Source organism: Streptosporangium amethystogenes subsp. fukuiense (genome assembly GCF_042665875.1).
GTDB lineage: Bacteria > Actinomycetota > Actinomycetes > Streptosporangiales > Streptosporangiaceae > Streptosporangium > Streptosporangium fukuiense.
In genome coordinates, this window is record NZ_JBHTEE010000001.1 from 5,842,809 (window position 1) to 5,867,709 (window position 24,901).

The window sequence follows — 24,901 nt, forward strand, 5'->3', positions numbered from 1 at the left end:
AGCGGCAGCCTCGTGACCCCTGCGGCAACGGGAAAGGGGCCGCCGTGGGGGCGGGACACGGCGGCCCCGCGACAAGTGGGAAAATACGGAAAAGGCCGCCCCGTCCTGGAGACGGGGCGGCCTCGTGACCCCCTGCGACAGGGAAAGGGCCGCCGTGGGGGCGGCCCTTTCCTCGCGGTCGGGGGTCGGCCTGACGCCGGTCAGACCATCTTCTTCTTCAGGTTCTCGTCCAGCGCCGCCAGGAAGTCCTGGGTGGTCAGCCACTTGGCGTCGCCACCGACCAGCAGGGCGAGGTCCTTGGTCATCTGGCCGCCTTCGACGGTCTCGACGCAGACCTGCTCCAGCTTGTCCGCGAAGTCGATCACCGCGGGGGTGTTGTCGAGCTTGCCGCGGTGCTGGAGGCCCCGGGTCCACGCGAAGATCGAGGCGATCGGGTTCGTGGAGGTGGGGTTGCCCTTCTGGTGCTCACGGTAGTGACGGGTCACCGTGCCGTGGGCGGCCTCGGCCTCGACGGTCCGGCCGTCGGGGGTGAGCAGGACCGAGGTCATCAGGCCGAGGGAGCCGAAGCCCTGGGCGACGGTGTCGGACTGGACGTCGCCGTCGTAGTTCTTGGCCGCCCAGACGTAGCCGCCCTCCCACTTGAGCGCCGCCGCGACCATGTCGTCGATCAGGCGGTGCTCGTAGGTGATGCCCGCAGCCTCGAAGTCGGCCTTGAACTCGGTCTCGAAGACCTCTGCGAAGATGTCCTTGAACCGGCCGTCGTAGGCCTTCAGGATCGTGTTCTTCGTGGAGAGGTAGACCGGGTAGCCGCGCGACAGGCCGTAGCGCATGGAGGCGCGGGCGAAGTCGCGGATCGAGTCGTCCAGGTTGTACATCGCCATCGCGATGCCGGGGCCGGGGAAGTCGTAGACGTCGAGCTCGATCGGCTCCGAGCCGTCCTTGGGCGTGTAGGTGAGGGTCAGGGTGCCCTCGCCGGGGATCTTCAGGTCGGTGGCGCGGTACTGGTCGCCGAACGCGTGACGGCCGATGATGATCGGCTTGGTCCAGCCGGGGACGAGCCTCGGCACGTTGGACATGATGATCGGCTCGCGGAAGATGACTCCGCCGAGGATGTTACGGATGGTCCCGTTCGGGGACTTCCACATCTTCTTGAGGCCGAACTCCTCGACCCGAGCCTCGTCAGGAGTGATCGTGGCGCACTTGACGCCGACTCCGTACTGCTTGATCGCGTTGGCGGCGTCGATCGTCACCTGGTCGTCGGTGGCGTCGCGGTGCTCGATCCCGAGGTCGTAGTACTTCAGGTCGACGTCGAGGTAGGGAAGGATCAGCTGGTCCTTGATGAACTGCCAGATGATCCGGGTCATCTCGTCGCCGTCAAGCTCGACGACGGGGCCCTCTACCTTGATCTTGGGCATGCGTGTGGTTCCCCTTCTGAACTAAATTGGCCAGACAGTCCTTTTTGAGGCTCACTGGCCGTTGAGGCTATCGGACCGGGTCGACCGCCCTGCGGCGTACCCGCTCCTCCGACCTATCGCATCGGCATGAGAGCCGGGAATTCGAGGATCAGCCCGCCCGCCATCAGGGCGATTCCGAGAACGGCGAGGGTGAGGGCGTCCGTGGCCTTGCGGCGTACGGCGAGCCGCCCACCCCCGGCCAGCCGGGCCAGTGCCCCCAGCGTCATGACGGCACCGAGGGCGAAACCGCCCCACTCGGGCATGTCCAGCAGCACCGCGAAGACCATCGCGGTGGCCGCACCGGCCACCACCAGCGGATACGGTCCCCAACGTTCCTCGCTCGCGTTCACCGCTCGCGCGTTCATCGACCCACCCTCCGCTCTCGCCTCTGATTCCGACTCATCGCTCGGCGATCGGCTTCCACTTCTGGTCCCGCTCGCCGATGTACTCGCTGTCCGGGCGGATCAGCCGGTTGTCGGCGTGCTGCTCGATGACGTGTGCGGTCCATCCTGACATGCGGCTGACCGAGAAGACCGGGGTGAACAGGTCCGTCGGGATGCCGAGGTAGTGGTAGACCGTCGCCGCGTAGAAGTCGACGTTCGGATAGAGGCCCTTGGTCTCGAAGACGACCTCCTCCATCTCCTTCGACATCCGGTAGTACGTGTCGTCACCGGACGCCTCGCCGAGTTCCCGCGACATCTGGCGCAGGTGCGTGGCGCGCGGGTCCTCGGTCTTGTAGACCCGGTGCCCGAAGCCCATGATCTTCTCGCCCGCGGCGAGCCTGTCGCGTACCGACTGGGCGACGGCGCCCGCGTCGAGCGACTCCAGGGTGCGCATGACCTGCTCGTTGGCGCCGCCGTGCAGGGGGCCCTTGAGGGTGCCGATGGCCGCCACGATGGCCGAGTGCATGTCGGACAGGGTCGCGGCGCAGACCCGGGCGGCGAACGTGGAGGCGTTCATCGTGTGGTCGGCGTGCAGGACCAGGCAGGTGTCGAAGATCTCGACCTCGCGCTCACCGGGGGTACGGCCGGTGATCTGGAGGAGGAAGTTCGCCGCCACGCTCAGGGAGGGGTCCGGGGCGGGGATGACCGCACCGGTCCTGGCCGCGTGGTAGCGGGCGACGAGGAGCGGCTGCTGCGCGGTCAGCCTGGCGGCCTTGCGCAGGTTCGCCTCGGGGGCGTTGGAGTCCTTGTCCGGATCATCGCCTCCGGCCAGCGAGACCAGCGTGCGCAGCGCCTCCATCGGGGCCTGTCTCTCCGCGATCTCCGAGATGTTGGCCTCGACGAGCGTGCCGAGCGTACGCCCTCGAACCAGCTCCTCCCCGTACGCCGAGAGCTGTTCCCGGGTGGGAAGCGTGCCGTACTGCAGCAGGTGCGCGGTCTCTTCGAAGGTGGTGCGGCCGGCCAGATCGTGGATGTCGTAGCCACGATAGAAGAGGCGACCGGCCTGACCGTCGATGTCGCTGAGCGCTGTGGACGCGGCTACGACATCGGCGAGACCTTTGGTGGGCTTGTCCGCCATGAGTGTTTCCTCCGCTTATCTGTGCCCAAAGTCTACCTGTGAGCAGCGGAAACCCTCCCGAGAGGTCCAGGCCAATTTCAGGAATGATTCTCCTTCTGGCAAAGGCGATTCCCCATCACCTCGTTTGGGTAAGCCGGAGCTGTAGGAATAGTTACGGCGGGCTACCTGGGGAGGAACTGCCGTGGAGGGGCCGTTCATACGCATCGAGGACACCGGCGAGGTGGTCCCGTTGCGCCCCGAGATCACAACGATCGGACGTGGCCGTGGAGTGGACATCCGGCTGACCGATCCGAGTGTGTCCCGGCTGCACGCGGAATTCGTCCGGCGCGGACCCTACCTGTATGTCGTTGATCTGGGCCTGTCCCGCAACGGCACTCGGGTCAACGGCCGGCCGATCGCCCGGAGGGTGCTTGACGACGGTGACGTGGTGTCCTTCGGCGCGGCACGAGGCAGGATCGGCGGAGTGCCTCGCGAGGACTTCGCCCCGGAGGTCGAGCTCCGCCGCGCCGCGGCACCGGAGCTGACCAGGCGGGAGGTGGACGTCCTGACGTCGCTCTGCCGTCCGGCGCTGTCGGACGAGGCGTTCGTCGCACCGGCCACGGCCAGGGAGATCGCCGACGACCTGGTGGTGACGGAGGCGGCCGTCAAGCAGCACCTCCTGCGTCTCTACCAGAAGTTCCGGATCCCCGAGGGGACCAACCGGCGCACCAGGCTGGCGAACGAGGTCGTCGCCCTGGGGCTGGTGAGGCCCACCCCCGTGGTGCCCTCGCAGCGCGCGACCGGTGCTCCGGAGTCCCAGACCGCGGCCACCGCCGCGAACCGCAGGGCGTCGTAGCCGGGCCGCCCGGCAGACCGGCGCCACCCGGTAACCGGTCCCACCCCGGGACCGGCCACCCGGGGAGATCGGCCTGCCCGGTGAGGTGCTCTCGGTGGGGCCTGCTCAGGCAGGCCTGCTCGGTGGGGCCTGTCCCGCGAGGCCGACCTCGTGAGATCGGCCTCGTGAGATCGGCCCTGCGAGGCCGGCCTGTGAGATCGCCCGCCCGCGGGGTCAGCCCCGCTCGCGGGCGCGCCTCTCCGCGGCCTCGACCACGTTGGTGAGCAGCATGGCCCGGGTCATCGGGCCCACACCGCCGGGGTTGGGGGTGAGGAAGCCCGCGACCTCCTCGACGCCGGGGGCGACGTCACCGGCGATCTTCCCGTCGACCCGGGAGACTCCGACGTCCAGCACGGCGGCGCCCGGCTTCACCATGTCCGCGGTGATCAGATGCGGCACCCCGGCCGCGGCGACGACGATGTCGGCGCGCCTGGTGTGGGCCGCGAGGTCCTGGGTGCCGGTGTGGCAGAGGGTGACCGTGGCGTTCTCCGAGCGGCGGGTCAGCAACAGGCCGAGCGAGCGGCCCACGGTGATACCGCGGCCGACCACGACGACCTCCGCCCCCTTGAGCGGCACCCCGTACTCCTGCAGGAGCACGACGATGCCGTACGGCGTGCAGGGCAGCGGTGCGTCGACCATGTGGACCAGACGGCCCAGATTGGCCGGGTGGAGGCCGTCGGCGTCCTTCGCCGGGTCCATCCGCTCGATCAGCGCCTGCGTGTCGAGGTGACGGGGCAGCGGGAGCTGGACGATGTAGCCGGTGCACTCCTCGGAGGCGTTGAGCTCGTCGACGACCGCCTCGACCTCGGCCTGGCCGGCGTTCTCCGGCAGGTCCCTGCGGAGGGAGGAGATGCCGACCTCCGCGCAGTCGCGGTGCTTGCCCGCCACGTAGATCTGGCTGCCCGGGTCCTCTCCCACCAGAACCGTGCCGAGCCCGGGGACGATGCCCTGCTCCTTCAGCGCGGCCACCCGCGCCGCGAGGTCTGCCTTGATCTTTGCCGCTGTGGCCTTGCCGTCGAGAATCCGCGCACTCATACCGCTAAGCCTCTCACGAGGACGAACCGCGCTCCGCTTCCCTCCGCTCGATGATCCTGCGGGTGAAGGGGATCCACTCCACGACCCGCCCGCCGAGATAGGCCGCGCCGAGCGCGATGATGATCATCATCAGTGGGCTGCCCCAGAAGCCCTGCATGATCACGAAGGCGTGCAGGGCATGGTCGAGCAGTGGCATGAGGGGTCTCCGCGGCAGGAACGAAAAGGGATGCTTCAGACTAACCGCAGGCCAAACCTTTTTCGCCCAAGTAATTCTGTCTAATTGGCCACTCTCTTATCTCCCGGGCACGGCTGCCGCACAGGTGCGGCAGCCGTGCCCGGGAGCGGAGATCAGTGGAAGAAGTGACGGGTGCCGGTGAAGTAGAGGGTCACTCCCGCCGCCTCGGCCGCGGCGACGACCTCCTCGTCCCTGATCGAGCCGCCCGGCTCCACGACCGCCTTCACTCCCGCGTCGATGAGGATCTGCAGGCCGTCGGCGAAGGGGAAGAACGCGTCGGAGGCCGCCACGGCCCCCTGGACGCGCTCGCCCGCCCGGGAGACCGCGAGCCGTGCCGAGTCGACCCGGTTGACCTGGCCCATGCCGACGCCCACGCTCGCACCGTCCGCGGCCAGCAGGATCGCGTTGGACTTCACCGAGCGGCACGCCCTCCAGGCGAAGGCCAGGTCCGCGAGGACCTCGTCGGAGGCGGCGGGCCCCGCCTTCAGTTCCCAGGTGGACGGGTCGTCGCCCGGGGCGTCGACCCGGTCGGCGTTCTGCACCAGCAGGCCGCCGTCGATCCGGCGGAACTCCAGCGGGTTGGACGGCCCCCGCGGGCAGGCCAGCAGCCGGATGTTCTTCTTCCCGGTGAGCTGCGCCAGCGCCTCGGCCGTGTAGGAGGGGGCCACCACGACCTCGGTGAACACCTCGGCGATCTGGCGGGCCAGCTCCTCGGTCACCTCCGCGTTGACCGCGATCACGCCGCCGTACGCCGAGACGGGGTCGCAGGCGTGTGCCTTGCGGTGCGCCTCGGCGACGTCGGCGCCGACCGCGACGCCGCACGGGTTCTGGTGCTTGATGATCGCCACGGCGGGCCCGTCGAAGTCCCACGCCGCCCGCCAGGCGGCGTCGGCGTCCAGGTAGTTGTTGTAGGACATCTCCTTGCCGTGCAGCTGCTCGGCGTCCGCCAGGCCGGCTTTCCGGCTGGAGTACAGGGCCGCGCCCTGGTGCGGGTTCTCGCCGTAGCGCAGCGGCGACTTGAGCTCCCAGGCCGCGCCCAGGTAACCCGGCCACACGCCGTCCTCGGCCGCGTAGACGTCCGCGAACCAGGTGGCCACCGCGGTGTCGTAGGCGGCGGTGTGCGCGTACGCGGCGGCGGCCAGACGGCGGCGCTCGGTGAGGGTGAAGCCGCCCGCGGCGACCGCGGCGAGCACGTCACCGTAGGAGGCCGGGTCGACCACGACCGCGGCGGTGCCGTGGTTCTTGGCCCCGGCCCGGATCATCGCGGGGCCGCCGATGTCGATCTGCTCCACGCACTCGGCGTCGGAGGCACCGGAGGCCACGGTCTCCTGGAACGGGTAGAGGTTGACCACCACCAGCTCGAACGGCTCGATCTCCAGCTCTTCGAGCTGCTTGACGTGGGAGGGGTTGCCGCCGTCGGCCAGCAGGCCGGCGTGCACGCGCGGGTGCAGCGTCTTGACCCGGCCGTCGAGGCACTCGGGGAAACCGGTCAGCGACTCGACGGGAGTGACGGGGACGCCGAAAGAGGTGATCCTCGCGGCGGTGCCCCCGGTGGAGACGATCTCCACCCCCGCGGCGTCGAGGCCACGGGCCAACTCCTCCAGCCCGCTCTTGTCATACACCGCGATCAACGCGCGCCGGATGGCGATGCGGGTCACTTCGTGCTCCTCCTGGTTGGTTCCGGTTTCTCCGGGGCGCCCGGCTCATCCACCGGGTCGTCCGAATCGAACAGTCCTGCCGGTGACGGTCCAGCCCTCGCGGGCCATCCGGCCGACGGTGTCGACGAGCAGATGACGCTCGACGGACTTGATGCGCTCGTGCAGTGCCGCCTCGTCGTCGTCGTCCAGCACGGGCACGGCCTCCTGGGCGATGATCGGCCCGGTGTCGACGCCCGCGTCGGCGAGCATCACGGTGCAGCCGGTGACGCGCACGCCGTACGAGAGCGCGTCGCGCACACCGTGCGCGCCCGGGAAGGAGGGCAGCAGCGCGGGATGGGTGTTGAGGACCGGGAAGGCCTCCAGTGTCGGCTTGCCGAGAATCCTCATGAACCCCGCGCAGACCACGAGGTCCGGCCGGTACGCCGCGATGTGGGCGGCGAGTGCCCGATCCCAGTCCTCCCGGGTGGGGTGGTCGGCCACCCGCTCCACGAAGGTCGGCACCCCCGCGCGCCGCGCGCGGGCCAGCCCCTCGACACCGTCGCGATCGGCGCCCACGGCCACCACGCTGGCGCCGTAGGTCTCGTCTGCCACAGCGTCCAGAAGGGCCTGTAGGTTGGTTCCAGAACCGGACACGAGGACCACAAGCCGAACGGCCTGGGATGACACCGACGCACTCCATTCGGACGGGGACTCACGCCGCTGCAAGGGTATCGGCCTGTCCGCACGAACGATGCAAGGAGGTCAGGTGACACTGCCGGTCCAGGTACGGCCCACCGAGAGCGCCGGTCGAAGGGCCCTGTGGCTCGCGGTCACCGCGGTGGTGATGACGTTGGTGCTCCCCCTCGCGGGAGTCGTCATGGCGATTTTCGCTCTTGTCACCTCAATCCGTGCGATCCCCGCGCTGCGTTCCATCCCCAAACCCGTCGGCACCGCCGTGGCGGGCATCGTGCTCTCCGCCGGGGCGCTGCTGGTGTCGACCGGGGTGACCGCGATGCAGTTCTACTTCGGCGACGAACTGGCCGCCTACACCGAGTGCGGCAAGGGAGCGGGCACCGTCTCGGCGCAGAACGAGTGCGTGGAGCGGCTTGAGCGGGCCATGGAGAAGAAGATGCCCTTCGTCCAGCCCGGCCAGCTGCAGTTTCCCTTCCCTCCCTGAGCGGGCCGCCTGAGCGAGACGTCCGGGACGAGGCGGCCGGGCGCGTGATCCGCGACGGCGCTCAGTCGCGGTCCCAGGCGTAGGGGTCGACGTAGATCACATGGCCGCCCTTGTCGTCGGTCTCGTCGACGATGTCACGCCGGGGCGGGCGCGGCGGCTCGGGGCGGTGGGCCTTCGGCGGGCTCTCCGCGGCGGCCGAGGCGTGCTCGTCCTCCCAGTCGTCCCTGATGACCGGGATCGGCTGGGTGTCGCACTCCGTGGCGTCCAGCCAGTGACCGGGGAGCTTGCGGAGCTCCTCCGACTCCGCGAAACCGACCTTGCTGGCCACCGAGCCGGCAGCCTTGGCGATCTTGACTCCGGCCTTGCGGACCGGCGCGGTGGCCGTGCCGACCCTGGCCGCCGCCTTGGTGACCGCCGCGTTGTGCCCTCGGAAGATCAGCCACCAGTTGGCCAGCCCGGCGGCGATCCCCGCCGCGACCCCCACCTCCAGCGTCACCGAGAGCATCACCTCCCACCCCCCCGGTCCCACCGCGGACAGCCTCGCGCCACCGAGCGGGCCACCGGAGAGCGCCGCCAGCAGACCCGCCACCGCCCCGGTCGCCAGCCCGCAGGCGAACCCCCACAGCGGTGCTCCCTCGTACGAAGGGGAGGGCGAGATCCGGACGACCAGGACGCCCGCCACCGCGCCGGCCAGGAAAGGCACCGCGATCACGACCATCACCCAGGCGGGGGTCGGGCCCGCCTCCGGCAGCGCGCCCAGGATCGGCAGGCTCGGCACCGTGCCCAGTTGCACGCCCGTCGGCGCGACCAGCGTGCCGGTGCCGACCGCGAAACCGGGGCCCGCGATGTAGGCCATGCCCCAGATGACGGCGTTGAGCAGGTAGAGCCCCTGGATCAGCAGGAGCAGCAGTCCGCCGACGAACCCCGGGGAAAGGATCCCGGACAGCTCCCCGACCTGCCCGAAGTTGACCGCGACGGCCCCGAGCACCATGACGGCGCCCGCCACAAGCATGATCATCAGTGCGGCGGACGTGCCGACCACCACCGAGCGCAGTCGCTCGGGCAGCAGGCGCAGCATCGATCGCCAGGGCCCGATCGTCCTGGCGACGGCCACGGAGCCCGCGATGAAGGCCAGCACCAGGTGGCTGACCAGCACCTCGCCGAGGAAGGGCTGGGTGATCTCGTTTCTGGCGACCAGCGCGATGATCCCGGCCAGCAGCGCGTACGGCGCCGCCAGCGAGATGCCCGCCTGGGCGATCAGGATCAGCTGTGCCCTGCGGCGGGCGTTGGACACCTCCTTGGGGGTGTTCTTGGGCAGCCGGGCGGGCAGCCGGAGCCGCAGGTCCGCGTCCCTGGCCATCCACATCCCGGCGCGGTACAGCAGGAAGGCGGGCAGGACCGTCAGTCCGAGCGGGAGCAGGCCCACCGAGCCGCCGGGGATCGCGAAGCCCGCGTGGTGCGCGGCCAGCCAGAGCTGCGAGGCGGTACGGAACACCGCGGGCAGACCGGACCCGAGCGCGCCGCGCGGTGCGGCGATCCAGCCGACCAGGGTGAGCGTGGTGAGCACCGCCAGCCCCACGCCGAGCGTCCAGGCGGCCGCGAGCATCCCGGAGACGGGAAGCGGCCGGCGGACGTCGTCGTCGTCACCCGTGAGGCCGGGCAGGGGGATACGGCTGAGGACGTTTCGGGGAGCCGTCCGGAGCTGATCGAAGAGGGCCGTCACAGTAGTCGATGGTCTCAGGATCTTCGGTGCGGAAGAGACTTCCGCGCCCCGCGTGTCGCGGACGGCGTGACAGAAGCGGCCTGTGGTATCCCGGCGAGGCCGGTCCGGGACACCCCGCGCGCCGCGCACGGTCCTCCCCGCGCCATCCCGGCGGTCACCGGTACGGGAGACCGGACATCGGTGACGTCCGGGACGGCGAAGGGCGCCCGGCGGGATGCCGGGCGCCCTCGGTCGTACTCGGTGCGGCGGAACCCGCGCGAGGCGACGGGGGCGCCGCCGGATCGCGCGGCACCGTGCCGCGTTCGCTCATCCGGGACCCGCGTCCCGGAGCCCCGCTAGAGGGACTGGACGACCTCGCGCATCAGGCGGGCGGTCTCGCTCGGGGTCTTGCCGACGCGGACGCCGACCTTCTCCAGAGCGTCCTTCTTGGCCTGGGCGGTACCGGCCGAGCCGGACACGATCGCGCCCGCGTGACCCATGGTCTTGCCCTCGGGAGCGGTGAAGCCCGCCACGTAGGCGACGACCGGCTTGGTGACGTGCTGCTCGATGTAGGCGGCCGCGCGCTCCTCGGCGTCGCCGCCGATCTCGCCGATCATCACGATCGCGTCGGTGCCCGGGTCGTCCTGGAATGCCTGCAGCGCGTCGATGTGCGTGGTGCCGATGACCGGGTCGCCGCCGATGCCCACCGCGCTGGAGAAGCCGATGTCACGCAGCTCGTACATGAGCTGGTAGGTCAGCGTGCCCGACTTCGAGACCAGGCCGATGCGACCGGCGCTGGTGATGTCGGCCGGGATGATGCCCGCGTTGGAGGCGCCGGGCGAGGCGATGCCGGGGCAGTTCGGCCCGATGATGCGGGTCTTGCCGCCCTTGGCGACCGCGTAGGCCCAGAACTCGGTGGTGTCGTGGATCGGGACACCCTCGGTGATGACCACGCAGAGCGGGATCTCGGCGTCGATGGCCTCCTTGACGGCGTCCTTGGTGAACGCCGGGGGCACGAAGACGACCGACACGTCGGCGCCGGTCTCCTTCATGGCCTCGGCGACGGTGCCGAAGACGGGCAGGCCCTCGTGGACGGTGCCGGCCTTGCGGGCGTTGACACCGCCGACGACGGCGGCACCGGAGGCGAGCATGCGGCGGGTGTGCTTGGTGCCCTCACCGCCGGTCATGCCCTGAACGATGATCTTGCTGTTCTCGGTCAGCCAGATGGCCATTACGCACCTACCGCGGCGAGTTCGGCGGCGCGCTTGGCCGCATCGTCCATGGTGTCCACCAGTTCGACGCCGGACAACTTGGCGTCGGAGAGAATCTGACGCCCGAGTTCGGCGTTGTTGCCGTCCAGCCGGACGACCAGCGGGCGGCTCACGGCCTCGCCGCGGGACTCCAGCAGCTGGAAGGCCGAGACGATGCCGTTGGCGACCGCGTCACAGGCGGTGATGCCGCCGAAGACGTTGACGAAGATCGACTTCACCGCGGGGTCGGAGATGATGATCTCCAGGCCGGCCGCCATCACCTCGGCCGAGGCGCCGCCGCCGATGTCGAGGAAGTTGGCGGGCTTGGGCCGGCCGGGGAAGGCCTCGCCGGCGTAGGCGACGACGTCCAGGGTCGACATGACCAGACCCGCACCGTTGCCGATGATGCCGACGGAGCCGTCGAGCTTGACGTAGTTGAGGTCCTTGGCCTTGGCCGCGGCCTCCAGCGGGTCCTCGGCTGCCTTGTCCTCAAGCGCCGCGTGGTCCTGCTGGCGGAAGGAGGCGTTGTCGTCGAGGGTGACCTTGCCGTCGAGGGCCTTCACCTGACCGTCCGCGGACAGGATCATCGGGTTGACCTCGACGAGCGAGGCGTCCTCGTCGACGAAGGCGCACCAGAGCTTCTCGATGAGGTCGGCGGCGCCGTCGAGCGACGCCTCCGGCAGGCCGCCGGCCTGGGCGATCTCGCGGGCCTTGGCCCGGTCGACGCCGTCCAGGGGGGAGATCGGAACCTGCGCCACCTTCTCGGGGTTGGTGTGCGCGACCTCTTCGATCTCCATGCCGCCCGCGGCGGAGCAGATGGCGAGGAACGTGCGGTTCGCGCGGTCGAGCAGGAAGGAGAAGTAGTACTCCTCCGCGATCGCGCTGGCCTCCTCGACCAGGACCTTGTGGACCGTGTGGCCCTTGATGTCCATGCCGAGGATGTCGGTGGCCTTGCTTGCGGCGTCGGCGGCGTCGTCCGCCACCTTCACGCCACCGGCCTTGCCGCGGCCACCGGTCTTGACCTGGGCCTTGACGACGACACGGCCGGTCAGCTGCTCGGCTGCCGCCCGTGCCTCCTCCACGGTGTGCGCGACGATACCGCGCGGCACCGGGATGCCGTACTCCGCGAAGAGCTCCTTCGCCTGATGTTCGAACAGGTCCACGAGGGTCCGTCCTTGCTTGTCCGGCTGGTGTATAGATCTGAGTGGGCCGGCTCCACGATCGAAGGGGGAGCGCGGCGGTTTTGCGCCAATGAAGCGTAGCCCGCCTCATGGCATGGCCAGGTAACCGGGTCCCAGATCGCGCGTCCCGAATGTTGTTCGCGTCGCCGTCACCGGACCGGTGTGGCCTGGCCGTCCGTGGAAAGAGCCACCGGCGAGAGGGGGCGCGGGGCGTCCCGAACCTTGTCGGAACTCGTCGGATCTCGTCAGACGGGCGAGGGGATCGCGCTCCGCACCCAGCCGACGATCTCCTGGGTGGTGGCGCCCGGAGTGAAGATCCGCGCGACGCCCATCTCCTGGAGCGCGGGTATGTCGGCCTCGGGGATGATCCCGCCGCCGAACACCACGATGTCGCTCGCGTCGTTCTCCCTCAGCAGCTCCAGCACCCTGGCGAAGAGCGTCATGTGCGCGCCGGACAGGATGGACAGCCCGATCGCCGCGGCGTCCTCCTGGATCGCGGTGCGCACCACCTGCTCCGGAGTCTGGTGCAGGCCCGTGTAGACGACCTCCATCCCGGCGTCCCGAAGCGCCCTCGCCACGATCTTCACCCCTCTGTCATGGCCGTCCAGCCCCGGCTTGGCGATGACGACGCGGATCCTCGGCACGGCGTCCATCCAGATCTCCTCCTCCGCGCTCTCCTCGCGACGTGGGAGCTGTCCACAGGGTAAGCCGGAGCCTTCCCGTCATTCCGCATTTCGCTCCCTCGGCGAGCGGTCCCGCCTGTCGTACGGCTCAAACTCGCGCAATCCGTGGGCGCGAGTTGTTGGTGCGCGCCATAGCCCGCGGGCCGGGGGTTGGCTAGCTTGGCGGATCTTGACTCCTGGGGAGGAATCCGATGAGACGGTGGGTCACTCTGCTCGCGGTCGTACTGGCCGGTTCGGTGCTGCCCATGTCGGCGGCGGAGGCGGGAACGGCGAGTGCCGGGGTCGCGGAAGCGGCACCGCCGCCGTCTCCGGTGACGAGGCTGAGGCAGCAGTTCGGCGAGCACACGGGGCTGCGGATCTCCGACGTCGGGCGCGTCTATCGGGGCGGCAAGGCGGTGGTCACCATCTGGCGCAAGGGCCGGGTGGAGTTCGACGAGGCCGGGGTGTACGGCACGGACACCGTCGGACGGACCGAGTTGGGCAGAGGGGTCGTGAAGGAGCTGGAGTGGCAGCTCGGCCAGCGGCTCGGCTCGACCCGGGTGATCTGTTTCCCGAACGAGGCGTACCTCTCCGGGCCCGGCTACGAGACGTGGCTGCCCGAGGGGAAGACCTGGCTCGGGCTGATCGGCCCGGCGAACATCAAGCAGACCGCCGCCCTGCCGCAGATCGTCAACATCTTCGAACCCGCCACCCTGGGCACGCTGCTGTCCCACACCGCCGTACGCAAGAAGTCGCGTTCGGGCACGTTCCTGCAGGGCGCCGTGACGCTGCGCACGCTCTACAAGGCCTCCCCCTCGCTCCGCGACAGGCTGGCCGGGCCGCCCAAGGGCAGGAGCGCCAGGGTCCCGGTCGGCTTCAGGCTCTGGCTGGACCGCTCGAACCTGGTCCGCAGGCTGAGCACCACCTGGCGGCAGCCGCTCAGCGGCGGTCCCGGCAAGTACACGACCACGGTCGTGGACACCCGCTACACCGGCTGGGGCTCGTCCGTCACCCTCGTTCCGCCGCCTCCCGAGGACACCGCCGACGCCGGCCGGGTCGGCGCCGACTTCCCCGAGCCGGCGGTCCTGCCGATCGGCTGAATCGCGAAAAAACAAATCCGACGGTCCGCGATTGGCCGGAAGCAAAATATCCGCGCCGACCCGCCCGGCGCTCGGGGAGATGTCTCTGCACGAAATATGCACGTTTAATTCAAGGTAATCCGCCAACTGCGCTACCCTTTCGTGATCTTGCACAGCGAGAGTGTGTCATCCCCTCCCCGACGGGGCGGAGGGGGCAGTCAGGAGGATTTTCCTTTGAAGCGACACATCGCCGGACTGGCGTGCGCCGTAACGGCCGTACTCGGCGTTCCGGCGCTGGCATCGACCGCGCACGCACAGGCCGCCGATCCGATCACCGCACTGAAGGGTCAGCTCAAAAACGGCCTTGGCGTCACCTACATCGACACCTTGAAGAGGCAGGACGGCTCCAAGAACGCGATTGCCGGCCACCGTAGGGGTGAATTGCAGTTCGGCACCTCCGGGATCAGCGCGTCGGACCACACCACCCAGCTGCGTTTCGATGAGGACACCTTCGCATTCAGCACCGGAGAAGACGGCACCGAGGAAACCGAGGAGCAGAAGAAGTTCAGCAAGCTGCTCGCCGGACTGGCCGAGCCCGAACGAGTCGTCCGGGTCGAGAAAAAGGCGTACCTCTCAGGCGGGGCCTTTGGTCAGTTCCTGCCGCAGGACAAGCCCTGGCTCGGGTACCCGGGGGACACGCTCGGCGTGACCGGCTCGATGGGCCAGGTCATCAACGCCGCCGAGCCCGCGACCCTCAAGACCCTCCTCGCGCACGCCACGGTCAAGAAGCCGGCCGCCTACGCCGGGAAGATCACTTTCGGTGAGCTGCAGAAGGTCTCGCCGTGGTTCCGCGCGTCACAGGATGGGGAGAAGCTCTCCGGCGAACGGGCCAAGACCACGATCAAGTGGAAGCTGTACCTGAACGCCGACCGGCTCCCCGCGAGACTGGCGACCTCGTACTCGGAGTTCTCGAGTGGGCCGACCTGGACCGTCGACACCCGCTACACCAACTGGGGCTCGAAAGTCACGATCGACGCCCCGCCGGCCGACCAGGTCGCCACGGTGAAGGAACTGCAGGCGGGCTTCGAGGCCGACACGCCCATCCCCCTGCTGACCGTCAAGTGATCCTTCCTCGCTGATCACACCCGGCGCCGGACGGTCGTGCCCGGCAGGCTTCACCTGCCGGGCACGACCGCGTTTCACCCACCGGACGCCGGTTCCCCTCCGCCGCACAGGGCCCGGCGATTCTTGATCCGATATTTCGGCATATAGGGAAGAATCTTCTTCCCCCTCCGCGACGACGCGAGGACACCTACGGGAGGACCCCTATGAGGCGAACGATCGCCGCCCTGACCGGCGCCACCGTGGCGGCCCTGATGGTTCCCGCGCTGGTGACCGCCGCCCCGGCGAGCGCCCAGACCGCGAAGACCGCTCAGGCCGCGAAGTCCGACCCGGTCTCGGCACTGAAGCGCCAGTTCAGAACCCACCGGGGCGTGAAGCTCACCGAGAACACGAAGATCGTCGGTGCGGGCAAGAAGCAGCGGGCGATCTTCACCAGGCGCAACGGCGTGCTGGAGTTCGGCAGGTCGGGTCTGGTCGCCTCGGATCTGACCACCAAGTTCAACCTGCCCACCCAGGACGGCGAGCTCAAGGGCCTGTTCACCCCGTCGCGGACGATCTCGCTGAAGGGCGTCTCCTACACCTCGGGCGGCATCTTCGCCGACTCCATGCCCGAGGGTAAGAAGTGGCTGCGGGGCCGCGGCGACTCCCTTTCACTGGTCAGCGCCGTCCAGCAGATCATCAGCACCGTCGAGCCGGGAACGCTGAAGGCGACCCTGGCCCACACCGGCGCCAGACGCCCCGGCGGGACCTGGGACGGCACCCGGACCACCGTCCACTCGGGCACGATCACGCTGGGCGAGCTCTTCAAGGTCTCCCCCTCGGTACGCGCGATGCTGGGCGCGAAGCCCACCGGCAGGTCCGCCACCCTCCCGGTGACCTGGAAGATCTACATCGGCTCCGACCAGCTGGTCCGCCGGGTCGTGTCGTCGTACACCGAGTCCACCCGGGGCCTCAACAGCACCGAGCTGACCTACGTCAACGACACCCGCTACACCGGCTGGGGCACCAAGGTCACCGTCAAGGCGCCGCCCGCCGGCCAGGTGGCCGACTTCGACGAGCTCACCGTCGGCGCCGACCAGCCCGAGGACCCCATCAGGGAGCTCCTCACGAACTGATCCGGGGATCGGAACGCGGTAAGGGCACGGCGGCCCTTACCGCGAGCCCGGAACCGGTGGAACCGGCCCCGGAGACCTCAGAGTTTCTCCAGTTGTTTCGCGTACGCCAGCAGCAGGACCTTCTCCCCCACTCCGCCGCCGAAATCGATCTTGGCCTTGGTCTTCTCCGCGACGCCGTCCACGGACACCACGGTGCCCAGGCCGAACTTGTCGTGGGTGACCCGGTCGCCGGGGGCCAGGTTGGGGATCTGCCTGCCCTCGGACTTCCTGACCGGGGCGGGGCGGGAGTCGCGGCGGGTGGCGGCGCTCCAGGCGCTCTTCTCCGGGTTGCCGCGCCACTCGACCAGATCGGCCGGGATCTCCGCGACGAACCGGGAGGCCGGATTGAACGCGGGCGAACCCCAGGAGCTGCGGACGGCGGCCCGGGAGACGTAGAGGCGCTGCTCGGCACGGGTGATGCCGACGTAGGCCAGGCGGCGCTCCTCCTCCAGCTCCTTCGGCTCGCCGAGCGAGCGCATGTGCGGGAAGACCCCGTCCTCCATTCCGGTGAGGAACACCACCGGGAACTCAAGTCCCTTGGCGGTGTGCAGCGTCATCAGCGTCACCACCCCCTGGCCCCCGTCGGCCGCCGGGATCTGGTCGGCATCGGCGACCAGGGAGATCTGCTCCAGGAACTCCACCAGCGTGCCCTCGGGGTTGGCCTCCTCGAACTCGGAGGCGACCGAGATCATCTCGTCCAGGTTCTCCAGGCGGCTCTCGTCCTGCGGGTCGTTGGAGGCGGTGAGCTCCAGACGGTATCCGGTGCTCGCCAGCACCTCCTGGGCCAGCTGTGAGGGCGACAGGTCGTCGGCCTTCACCATCAGCTCGTCCATCAGGGCGACGAACTCGGCGATGGCCTTGAGCGAACGGGTGGCCATGCCCGGCGCGTCGTCCGCCCGGCGGAGCGCCTCCCAGTAGGGGATCCGCTCCCTGCCCGCGAACGCCTCGACCATCGCCTCGGCCCGCTCGCCGATGCCGCGCTTGGGCACGTTGAGGATGCGGCGCAGCGACACCACGTCGTTCGGGTTGGACAGGAAGCGCAGGTAGGCCAGCAGGTCGCGGACCTCCTTGCGCTCGTAGAAGCGCACCCCGCCCACCACCTTGTACGGCAGGCCGGTCCTGATGAAGATCTCCTCGAACACCCGGGAGGCGGCGTTGGTCCGGTAGAACACGGCGACCTGGCCGGGCACCACGTCCTCGTGGTCGGTGAGCCTGTCGACCTCCTGGGCGACGAACATCGCCTCGTCGTGCTCGTTGTCGGCGACATAGCCGATGATCTTCGCCCCGGCCCCCTGGTCGGACCAGAGGTTCTTGGGTTTACGGCTCTCGTTGCGCGAGATCACCGCGTTGGCGGCGGACAGGATCGTCTGGGTGGAGCGGTAGTTCTGCTCCAGCAGGATCGTCCTGGCCTCCGGGTAGTCGCGTTCGAACTCCAGGATGTTGCGGATCGTCGCACCGCGGAAGGCGTAGATCGACTGGTCGGCGTCGCCCACCACGCACAGCTCGGCCGGAGCGACATGCCCCTCCCTGACCAGGTCTCCGTCGGCGGTGCGCAGCTCGGGACGGCCCGCGAGCTCGCGGATCAGGGTGTACTGCGCGTGGTTGGTGTCCTGGTACTCGTCGACCATGATGTGGCGCCAGCGGAGCCGGTAGTGCTCGGCCACCTCGGGGAAGATCTGGAACAGCGTCACCGTCAGCATGATGAGGTCGTCGAAGTCCATCGCTCCGGCCTCGGTGAGCTTCTGCTGGTAGTTGCGGTACGCCTCGGCGAGTTTGCGCTCCAGGTGGGTGGAGGCCTGGGCGGCCGCCGTCTCGTAGTCGATCAGCTCGTTCTTGAAGTTGCTGACCTGGGCGGAGAAGGACCTCGGCGGGTAACGCTTGGGATCGAGGTCCATCTCGCGGCAGACCATCGCCATCAGGCGTTGCGAGTCGGCCTGGTCGTAGATGGAGAAGCCCGAGGGGAAGCCCAGGCGCTTGGCCTCGCGGCGCAGGATCCGCACGCAGGCGCTGTGGAAGGTCATCACCCACATCGCCGCCGAACGCGGGCCGATGAGCCTGTCGACCCGGTCCTTCATCTCCCGCGCGGCCTTGTTGGTGAAGGTGATCGCCAGGATCTCCTGCGGCTGCACACCCCGCTCGCCCAGCAGATAGGCGATGCGGTGGGTCAGCACCCGGGTCTTGCCGGAACCCGCTCCCGCGACGATGAGCAGGGGGCTGCCGTGGTGCACGACGGCCTCGCGCTGCTGAGGGTTGAGCCCGTCGAGCAACGGGTGGGTCAGAGAGGAGGCTGGGATCGACACGTCCCCTAGGTTAGAACGACCGGCCGACAACCGGGTCCAACGGTGGTAAAGGAATGTGGGCGGACCCCGCCGCGGTTGTCACGATCGAACGTACGCGGAAAAGACGGAAGGGCGTCCCCATGCTGTCCGAAGACGAGATCAGCCGCGTACTCGCGGTCACCGCGCACCCCGACGACGTCGACTTCGCCGCCGCGGGCTCGATCGCGCTGTTCACCGAGCGGGGCGTCGAGGTGACGTACTGCGTGGTCACCGACGGCGACGCGGGCGGCTTCGATCGCGAGCTGGACAACGGCGGCATGGCCGAGCTCCGCCGCGCCGAGCAGTCAGGCGCCGCCAAGGCCGTCGGTGTGACCGATGTGCGCTACCTCGGCTACCACGACGGGACCGTGGTGCAGAGCCTGGAGTTGCGGCGTGACATCACCCGGGTCATCCGCCAGGTCAAGCCCGACCTGGTGATCACCCACAGCCCCGAGCGCAACCACCGGTTCATCGCCCCCAGCCACCCCGACCACCGCGCGGTCGGCGGCTGCGCCCTCGACGCCGTCTACCCCGACGCGCGCAATCCCTACGCCTTCCCCTCGCTGCTGCTCGACGAGGGCCTTGAGGCGTGGACCGTCCGCGAGGTCTGGTTGAACGGCGGCCCGGCGACCGACCACCACGTGGACATCACCGACACCTTCGACCGCAAACTGGCCGCGCTGCGTGCCCACGTCAGCCAGGTCGGCCACCTGGAGGACTTCGAGGGCTTCCTGCGGGACCGCTTCTCCCAGCGGGCCGTCGAGGCGGGCTTCGGCGAGGGCCGCTACGTCGAGTCCTTCCAGCGGGTCCCCACCGCCTGACCTCGCCCGAGGCCACCGGGACCCCGCGCCCCTTGAACACCGTCGACCTGTCGTTCGCCACCGCCGCCGTCATCGTCCTGCTGGCCGTCGGGGCCGCCGCCGTCGCCTGGTCCGGCCGTCTCGGGCACGCGTCCGGGATGCTCACGGCCTGCCTGCGCGCCGCCGTCCAGCTCGTCGCGGTCTCGCTGGTCATCGTGTGGGCGGTCCAGCGGGCGTCCGCGGTGGCGCTCTTCGTGCTGGTCATGTACGGGGTGGCGAGCCTGACCGCGGGACGCAGGATCACCTCGGGCCGCGCCGCCTGGTGGGCCGCGGTGCCCATCGCGGCCGGGGCCCTGCCGGTGCTGGCGCTGCTGTTCGGCGGCGGCATCGTCCCGCCGCAGGGCATCACGCTGATCCCGATCGCGGGCATCCTGCTCGGCGGGTGCCTGACGGCCACGGCGCTCGCGGGACGGCGGGCCCTGGACGAGCTCGCCCACCGGCGGGGCGAGGTGGAGGCGGCGCTCGCCCTGGGCTTCTCGGACCGGGACGCGGCGCTGGAGATCTGCCGGCCGCCCGCGGCGCAGGCCCTGGTGCCCGCGCTGGACCAGACGAGGACCGTGGGCCTGGTCACGCTGCCCGGTGCCTTCGTCGGGATGCTGCTGGGCGGGGCCGAACCGCTCCAGGCCGGAGTGGTACAGCTCGTCGTGCTGGTCGCGCTGCTGGCCGCGGAGGCGGTGGCCGTGGTCGTCACGATCGAACTCGCCGCCCGCGGCCGCTTCGGCACCCACCGGCCGCCGTCCGGCGCGCACCCGTGAGCCGTCCCGGCGACCGGGCGGGCGGAGGAGGTGAGGGTGGGTCAGCGGTTCGGGGCGGGAACCTCCCGGGACGCCGGGTCCGGCGGGGCCAGGCGGGCGAACAGGTAGCCCAGGGAGTTGGTCGCGACGTGGAACATCGCGGGCGCGGCCAGGCCGCCCCGCCTGTGCAGCTCGGTGAAGAGCGCCCCGGCCAGGCCCGTCGCGACCACGGAACCGGCCACGACGCGCGCCGGCCGCCGGCCGCGCGCGCCGGAGCCACGGCCGGGAGCCTCCCCGGAGGCCAGCCGGCTCAGGGCGGGGTTGGCGGCCGCCATGTCCACGGCGGGGAGGACGTGCCAGAGGCCGAAAAGGATCGAGGAGACGGCGGTCGCCGCACCGTGGCCGTGGGAACGGGCCACGATGGCGTGCACCACCCCGCGGAAGCCGACCTCCTCCAGCAGTACGGTGCCGACCGGCACCTGGATCAGCGCCTCCTCCAGCGCGCGGGCGCGGGAGAGCGACAGGGCGCGCTCGTCGCGGAAGAAGCGACGGGTGGCCGGGACCGCCACGCCCGCGGCGTAGGCCCCCGCCACGGCGGCGGCGAGCGCGCCACCGATCCGCAGGCCCCGCGAACGCCGGTGGAACCCCAGCTCGGACCAGGAGATCCCGGCGCGGCGGGCCAGCACGAGCAGCGCGCCGGTGGCCGCGGCCGAGGTCAGCGGTGCCAGCCTCGGCGCCAGGCGGTTGTTGAGCACGTTGGCCCCCACCAGCACCGCCACCGCCCCCGCCGACACCCCCGGGGGAAGCCCGGCACCGGTGTCCCGCGTCGGCTCCCGCTCCACCCCTGCGCCCCCTCGGACCTCGGTTCCACACCCCCGCGTGCCGAGGCGGCGTCCTTCCGCCCGAGCCCGCGGAGATCCCGTTCGAATCCGGTTCGAGGCTACGCGACCGAGGCCGGATCCGTGGCGGCCTGGCGCCAGCCGACCGGGAAGCGCAGGCCGCGGCGTTCCTTCACGGTCAGGCCGCCCCAGATCCCCTCGGGCTCGGCCGCCCGGACCGCGTACGCCCGGCACTCCTTGAGGACCGGGCACCGCTTGCAGACCGCCTTCGCCCGCGCCTCCTGCTCGGCCGACTGGGTCAGCGGAAAGAACAGCTCGGGATCGCTGGTGCGGCAGGCACCTCGCGCGGCCCAGCCGATCTCCTCGACCATTGCCCGCATGTCATCACCCCCTGGTGGCTCGCCCTCAGACTAGGTGGATCGCGGCGTCGGGACATCAACCTCTCGGCGGATTCACGCGTACTCATCTCGATGGACCGGGGAGAACGGTCTCCTTTTCCGCCGAGGTCCGGGCTCGCCGCCCCCTGGGAAGCGGTGCGGTCAGAGGGTCGGCCAGCCGTGGACCGGCTCGTTGGTGTGCATGTTCGCCATGTAGCGCAGGGTCATCCGGCGCAGCGCCTCGTGTCTTTCGAGGTCGCCGAGCGCGTTCACCGCGTCGATCTGCCAGCTCGCCCCGGTCCTGCCCGTCAGGCAGCGCCGCTCGACGATCCCCAGCAGCCGGTCCCTGACGGCGGGGGCCACGCCCCACAGGTCGAGCCCCTCGTGGGCGAGTGGCAGCAGGCGGCGCAGGATCAGCTCCGAGGCGGTCACCTCGCCGAGTCCCGGCCAAAAAAGCCTGGCGTCCAGGCCGTGCCGGGCGGCGGCGTGCAGGTTGTCCCTGGCCGTGGCGAACGACATGCGCGTCCACACCGGGCGTTCGGCGTAGGGGAGGACGCCCATCAGCCCGTAGTAGAACACCGCGTTGGCGACGATGTCGGCCACCGAGGGGCCCGCGGGCAGCACCCGGTTCTCCACCCGCAGGTGCGGAATGCCGTCCACCACCGCGTAGACCGGCCGGTTCCACCGGTAGACGGTGCCGTTGTGCAGGGTCAGCTCGCCGAGCTGGGGAGTGATCCCGCGCGTCAGCTCCTCGCGCGGGTCGGCCTCGTCGCACAGGGGCAGCAGTGCGGGGAAGTAGCGGGCGTTCTCCTCGAAGAGATCGAAGACCGAGGTGATCCACCGCTCGCCGAACCACACCCTGGGCCGCACCCCCTGTACCTGCAGCTCCACCGGGCGGGTGTCGGTGGCCTGCTCGAACAGCGGGATCCTGGTCTCCTGCCAGAGCCTGCGGCCGAACAGGAACGGCGAGTTGGCCGCCACGGCCACCTGCGGGCCCGCGACGGCCTGGGCGGCGTTCCAGTTGGCGGCGAACGTCTCCGGGCTGACCTGGAGATGGAGCTGAAGGCTCGTGCAGGCGGCCTCGGGGGTGATGCTGTCGGCGTAGGTCTCCAGGCGCTCCTCCCCCTCGATCGACAGGTGCATGTCCTCGCCCCTGGCCGCGAAGATCTGCTCGTTGAGCAGTTTGTAGCGGGGGTTGGCCGACAGGGTGCCCTCGTGGACGTCGCTCTCCCGCAGCGTGGGCAGGATGCCGACCATCATCATGTGCCCGCCGACGGTACGGGCCCGTGCCTCGGCGTGGTTGAGGCGATCCCTGATCACCTTCTCCAGCCGGACCGCGCCCTCCTGCTCCAGGGACTCGGGCAGGACGTTGATCTCCACGTTGAACTGGCCGAGCTCGGTGGCCCAGTCGGGTTGGGCGATGGCCTCCAGCACCTCGGCGTTCTTCATGGCGGCCTCGCCACGGTCGTCCACGAGGTTCAGTTCGATCTCCAGCCCGGCCCTGGGCCGGTCGAACTCGAACCTGGACTCGTGGAGCATCTGCGCGAGGACGTCAAGGCACCGGCGGACCTTGTCCCGGTAGCGCCGCCGGTCCTCGCGACTGAACACCATCGCAGGTACGTCGCGTCCCATACTTCGCAGAGTCGCACATAAGTCACTGCTCGTACAGGATTGACCGGTCAGACCAGGCGTCGCGCCGTGGCCCAGCGGGAGAGCTCGTGACGGTTGGAGAGCTGGAGCTTGCGCAGCACCGACGAGACATGGGTCTCCACGGTCTTCACCGAGATGAACAGCTCCTTGGCGATCTCCTTGTAGGCGTACCCCCTGGCGATCAACCGCAGCACCTCGCGCTCGCGCTGGGTCAGCGAGTCGAGCTCGGGGTCGATCGGCGGGGCCTCGCTGGAGGCGAACGCGTCCAGCACGAACCCGGCCAGCCTCGGGGAGAAGACCGCGTCCCCGTCGGCCACCCTGCGGATGGCGTCGGTGAGCTCGCGCCCGCTGATGTTCTTGGTCACATAGCCCCGGGCACCGCCCCGGATCACGCCGATGACGTCCTCGGCGGCGTCGGAGACCGACAGGGCGAGGAAGCGGACCGTGGAGCCGGCGCCGAGGACCCGGCGCAGTACCTCCTGGCCACCGCCACCGGGCATGTGCACGTCGAGGAGGACCACGTCGGGCCCCAGTTCGGCGATCGCCCTGACCGCGGACTCCACGTCCTCGGCCTCCCCGATCACCTCGATGGAGTCGCCCAGCTCGGCCCGGACACCGGAGCGGAACAGCCGGTGGTCGTCGACGATCAGGACCTTCACCGTGCTCATCGGGCCTCTCCCACCGGTCGCGTCCGTCCGCCGTCGCACCGCGCGGCCCGGCCGACGGCCCGCTCTGTCGTGGCTCGCTCTGTCGTGGCTCGCTCGCTACTCACGCCTTCTCCAGCTTCATGGTCAACATCACTTCCGTACCCTCGCCGGGCTCGGTCCGCACCCGGGCGCCGCCCCCGTGGCGCTCCATCCTGCCGATAATCGACTGGCGGATACCCATACGATCCTCGGGCACGTCCTCCATGTCGAACCCGACCCCTCGATCCCTGACGAAGATGGTGACCTCCTCCGGCTCCGCCTCGGCGTAGACGGAGATGACCTCGGACCCGGAGTACTTCGCGGCGTTGACCATGGCCTGCCTCGCGGCCTGCACCATCGCGGACAGCTCGGGGGTCAGCGGGCAGTCGCCCACGCAGACGACCTCGATCGGCACCCCGTGCGCGTCCTCCTCCTCGGCCGCCACCCGCCGCACGGCCGCGGCCACCGACGCGTCGGCGTCCTGCTGGGGCTGGTAGAGCCAGTTGCGCAGCTCCCGCTCCTGGGAGCGGGCGAGCCTCATCACCTCGCGCGAGTCGGAGGCGTTGCGCTGGATGAGGGTCAGCGTGTGCAGCACCGAGTCGTGGACGTGGGCGGCCACCTCGGCGCGCTCCTCCTGCCGGATGCGCTCGCGGCGCTCGCGCTGCAGTTCCTTCCACAGGGCCGCCAGCCAGGGGGCCGCGATCAGCGCGACACCGCCCACGACCACCAGCGTGAACATGATGCCGGACCGGGCCTCGACCAGCTCGTCGTTGGCCACCAGGAAGCCGATCGCGCCGACCATGACGAGCACCAGCCCGGCGACGGTGCGGACCCGGTTCTGGCGGACCTGTCCGACGGTGGTGGTCATCCAGCGCTGCCGTCGGTCCGGATCCGCCTGCTGCCACAGGATCAGCGAGCCGATGCCGCCCACCGCGATCGGCCAGGCCCCGATCCCGGCCCCCGAGGTTCCGGTGAGCAGGCCCAAGGCCAGCAGCGCCAGCCCGATCGCGGTGTACGCGGCGAGCTGGCTCCAGTCCCTGGCGGGTTCCCTGCCCTCGTACGGCTCGCTCGGGGTGAACATCCACAGGGCTGCGTACGCCACGGCTCCGAACCCGTCCAGGACGGTGAGCAGCACGAAGGCCAGCCGCAGCACGACCGGGTCGAGCCGTAGCTGGGCGGCGGCCCCCTGGGCCACCCCGGCCACCAGCCGCCCCTCCGCCGGCCTCATCAGCCGAGGTAAAGGCGCGTCTTCGGAGGTCACGGGTGCCGTGTCATGAATTGTCGTTCGGTCAGCCATATCGTCAGCATCGTCACACGAACCACCATGTCGGCGCATCAGGCGTTCCCCTGAAGC

The 24,901-nt window shown here is 70.1% G+C and carries 24 protein-coding genes; 7 read left to right on the forward strand and 17 right to left on the reverse strand.

Annotation, left to right across the window (positions count from 1 at the left end):
• Positions 1–200: 200 nt before the first annotated feature.
• From ACFQVD_RS24905 to ACFQVD_RS24915, 3 genes are all read right to left on the reverse strand, one after another.
• The gene (locus tag ACFQVD_RS24905) at positions 201–1,415 is read right to left on the reverse strand and encodes an NADP-dependent isocitrate dehydrogenase (RefSeq protein WP_343968045.1); all 1,215 of its coding nucleotides are present in this window, start codon (positions 1,413–1,415) and stop codon (positions 201–203) included.
• A gap of 113 nt (positions 1,416–1,528) precedes the next feature.
• Entirely contained in the window at positions 1,529–1,819 is a 291-nt protein-coding gene (locus ACFQVD_RS24910; RefSeq protein ID WP_343968048.1) for a DUF3017 domain-containing protein, read from the reverse strand.
• Positions 1,820–1,853: 34 nt separating this feature from the next.
• Entirely contained in the window at positions 1,854–2,975 is a 1,122-nt protein-coding gene (locus ACFQVD_RS24915) for a citrate/2-methylcitrate synthase (RefSeq protein ID WP_030912561.1), read from the reverse strand.
• A gap of 181 nt (positions 2,976–3,156) precedes the next feature.
• On the opposite strand from ACFQVD_RS24915, the gene ACFQVD_RS24920 reads away from it, so the two are divergent.
• Entirely contained in the window at positions 3,157–3,810 is a 654-nt protein-coding gene (locus ACFQVD_RS24920; RefSeq protein WP_343968052.1) for an FHA domain-containing protein, read from the forward strand.
• 213 nt (positions 3,811–4,023) lie between these two features.
• On the opposite strand, the gene ACFQVD_RS24925 is transcribed toward ACFQVD_RS24920, so the two are convergent.
• The 4 genes from ACFQVD_RS24925 to purN form a co-directional block, all read right to left on the reverse strand.
• Entirely contained in the window at positions 4,024–4,884 is an 861-nt protein-coding gene (locus ACFQVD_RS24925; RefSeq protein WP_343968054.1) for a bifunctional methylenetetrahydrofolate dehydrogenase/methenyltetrahydrofolate cyclohydrolase, read from the reverse strand.
• A 13-nt stretch (positions 4,885–4,897) separates the two neighbouring features.
• On the reverse strand, positions 4,898–5,080 hold the full coding sequence (locus ACFQVD_RS24930; RefSeq protein ID WP_030912572.1) for a hypothetical protein: 183 nt from the start codon (positions 5,078–5,080) through the stop codon (positions 4,898–4,900).
• 152 nt (positions 5,081–5,232) lie between these two features.
• The gene (gene purH / locus ACFQVD_RS24935; RefSeq protein WP_343968057.1) at positions 5,233–6,777 is read right to left on the reverse strand and encodes a bifunctional phosphoribosylaminoimidazolecarboxamide formyltransferase/IMP cyclohydrolase; all 1,545 of its coding nucleotides are present in this window, start codon (positions 6,775–6,777) and stop codon (positions 5,233–5,235) included.
• Positions 6,778–6,822: 45 nt separating this feature from the next.
• On the reverse strand, positions 6,823–7,443 hold the full coding sequence (gene purN, locus ACFQVD_RS24940; RefSeq protein ID WP_343968059.1) for a phosphoribosylglycinamide formyltransferase: 621 nt from the start codon (positions 7,441–7,443) through the stop codon (positions 6,823–6,825).
• 79 nt (positions 7,444–7,522) lie between these two features.
• Between purN and ACFQVD_RS24945 the strand changes: the two genes are divergently transcribed.
• Positions 7,523–7,933 carry a hypothetical protein gene (locus tag ACFQVD_RS24945; protein WP_343968061.1) on the forward strand — a complete coding sequence of 137 codons (411 nt, stop codon included), beginning with the start codon at positions 7,523–7,525 and terminating at the stop codon, positions 7,931–7,933.
• Between the two features lie 61 nt (positions 7,934–7,994).
• On the opposite strand, the gene ACFQVD_RS24950 is transcribed toward ACFQVD_RS24945, so the two are convergent.
• From ACFQVD_RS24950 to ACFQVD_RS24965, 4 genes are all read right to left on the reverse strand, one after another.
• Positions 7,995–9,656: a cell division protein PerM gene (locus ACFQVD_RS24950; RefSeq protein ID WP_343968063.1), complete on the reverse strand. Its 1,662-nt coding sequence runs from the start codon at positions 9,654–9,656 to the stop codon at positions 7,995–7,997.
• Between the two features lie 335 nt (positions 9,657–9,991).
• Positions 9,992–10,867, reverse strand: coding sequence for a succinate--CoA ligase subunit alpha (gene sucD / locus ACFQVD_RS24955; RefSeq protein WP_343968065.1), 876 nt, complete (start codon positions 10,865–10,867; stop codon positions 9,992–9,994).
• Positions 10,867–12,048 (reverse strand): ADP-forming succinate--CoA ligase subunit beta, encoded by a 1,182-nt coding sequence (sucC, locus tag ACFQVD_RS24960; RefSeq protein ID WP_343968067.1) that lies wholly within the window; start codon positions 12,046–12,048, stop codon positions 10,867–10,869. Before sucC ends, sucD begins: the two co-directional genes overlap by 1 nt.
• A gap of 263 nt (positions 12,049–12,311) precedes the next feature.
• Complete coding sequence (locus ACFQVD_RS24965) at positions 12,312–12,719, reverse strand: cobalamin B12-binding domain-containing protein (RefSeq protein WP_343968069.1); 408 nt, start codon at positions 12,717–12,719, stop codon at positions 12,312–12,314.
• A 221-nt stretch (positions 12,720–12,940) separates the two neighbouring features.
• On the opposite strand from ACFQVD_RS24965, the gene ACFQVD_RS24970 reads away from it, so the two are divergent.
• The 3 genes from ACFQVD_RS24970 (at position 12,941) to ACFQVD_RS24980 (ending at position 16,044) form a co-directional block, all read left to right on the forward strand.
• Entirely contained in the window at positions 12,941–13,828 is an 888-nt protein-coding gene (locus ACFQVD_RS24970) for a hypothetical protein (protein ID WP_364147046.1), read from the forward strand.
• Positions 13,829–14,041: 213 nt separating this feature from the next.
• The gene (locus ACFQVD_RS24975) at positions 14,042–14,932 is read left to right on the forward strand and encodes a hypothetical protein (protein WP_343968075.1); all 891 of its coding nucleotides are present in this window, start codon (positions 14,042–14,044) and stop codon (positions 14,930–14,932) included.
• Positions 14,933–15,135: 203 nt separating this feature from the next.
• A complete protein-coding gene (locus tag ACFQVD_RS24980) occupies positions 15,136–16,044 on the forward strand; it encodes a hypothetical protein (protein WP_343968077.1) in 909 nt (302 codons plus the stop codon).
• 77 nt (positions 16,045–16,121) lie between these two features.
• Here ACFQVD_RS24980 and pcrA read toward each other — a convergent pair whose 3' ends face one another.
• Positions 16,122–18,377 carry a DNA helicase PcrA gene (gene pcrA / locus ACFQVD_RS24985; protein ID WP_343968551.1) on the reverse strand — a complete coding sequence of 752 codons (2,256 nt, stop codon included), beginning with the start codon at positions 18,375–18,377 and terminating at the stop codon, positions 16,122–16,124.
• A gap of 125 nt (positions 18,378–18,502) precedes the next feature.
• Here pcrA and ACFQVD_RS24990 point away from each other — a divergent pair, with 125 nt between their 5' ends.
• The gene (locus tag ACFQVD_RS24990; protein WP_343968081.1) at positions 18,503–19,222 is read left to right on the forward strand and encodes a PIG-L deacetylase family protein; all 720 of its coding nucleotides are present in this window, start codon (positions 18,503–18,505) and stop codon (positions 19,220–19,222) included.
• A 32-nt stretch (positions 19,223–19,254) separates the two neighbouring features.
• The gene (locus ACFQVD_RS24995) at positions 19,255–20,016 is read left to right on the forward strand and encodes an ABC transporter permease (protein ID WP_343968084.1); all 762 of its coding nucleotides are present in this window, start codon (positions 19,255–19,257) and stop codon (positions 20,014–20,016) included.
• Between the two features lie 41 nt (positions 20,017–20,057).
• On the opposite strand, the gene ACFQVD_RS25000 is transcribed toward ACFQVD_RS24995, so the two are convergent.
• From ACFQVD_RS25000 to ACFQVD_RS25020, 5 genes are all read right to left on the reverse strand, one after another.
• Positions 20,058–20,837, reverse strand: coding sequence for a CPBP family intramembrane glutamic endopeptidase (locus ACFQVD_RS25000; RefSeq protein ID WP_343968087.1), 780 nt, complete (start codon positions 20,835–20,837; stop codon positions 20,058–20,060).
• Between the two features lie 98 nt (positions 20,838–20,935).
• A complete protein-coding gene (locus ACFQVD_RS25005) occupies positions 20,936–21,214 on the reverse strand; it encodes a WhiB family transcriptional regulator (RefSeq protein ID WP_343968089.1) in 279 nt (92 codons plus the stop codon).
• A gap of 159 nt (positions 21,215–21,373) precedes the next feature.
• Complete coding sequence (locus tag ACFQVD_RS25010) at positions 21,374–22,843, reverse strand: glutamate--cysteine ligase (RefSeq protein ID WP_343968091.1); 1,470 nt, start codon at positions 22,841–22,843, stop codon at positions 21,374–21,376.
• A 47-nt stretch (positions 22,844–22,890) separates the two neighbouring features.
• Positions 22,891–23,529 (reverse strand): response regulator, encoded by a 639-nt coding sequence (locus tag ACFQVD_RS25015; protein WP_030912624.1) that lies wholly within the window; start codon positions 23,527–23,529, stop codon positions 22,891–22,893.
• Positions 23,530–23,629: 100 nt separating this feature from the next.
• Positions 23,630–24,844 carry an ATP-binding protein gene (locus tag ACFQVD_RS25020; protein WP_343968094.1) on the reverse strand — a complete coding sequence of 405 codons (1,215 nt, stop codon included), beginning with the start codon at positions 24,842–24,844 and terminating at the stop codon, positions 23,630–23,632.
• Positions 24,845–24,901 lie beyond the last annotated feature (57 nt).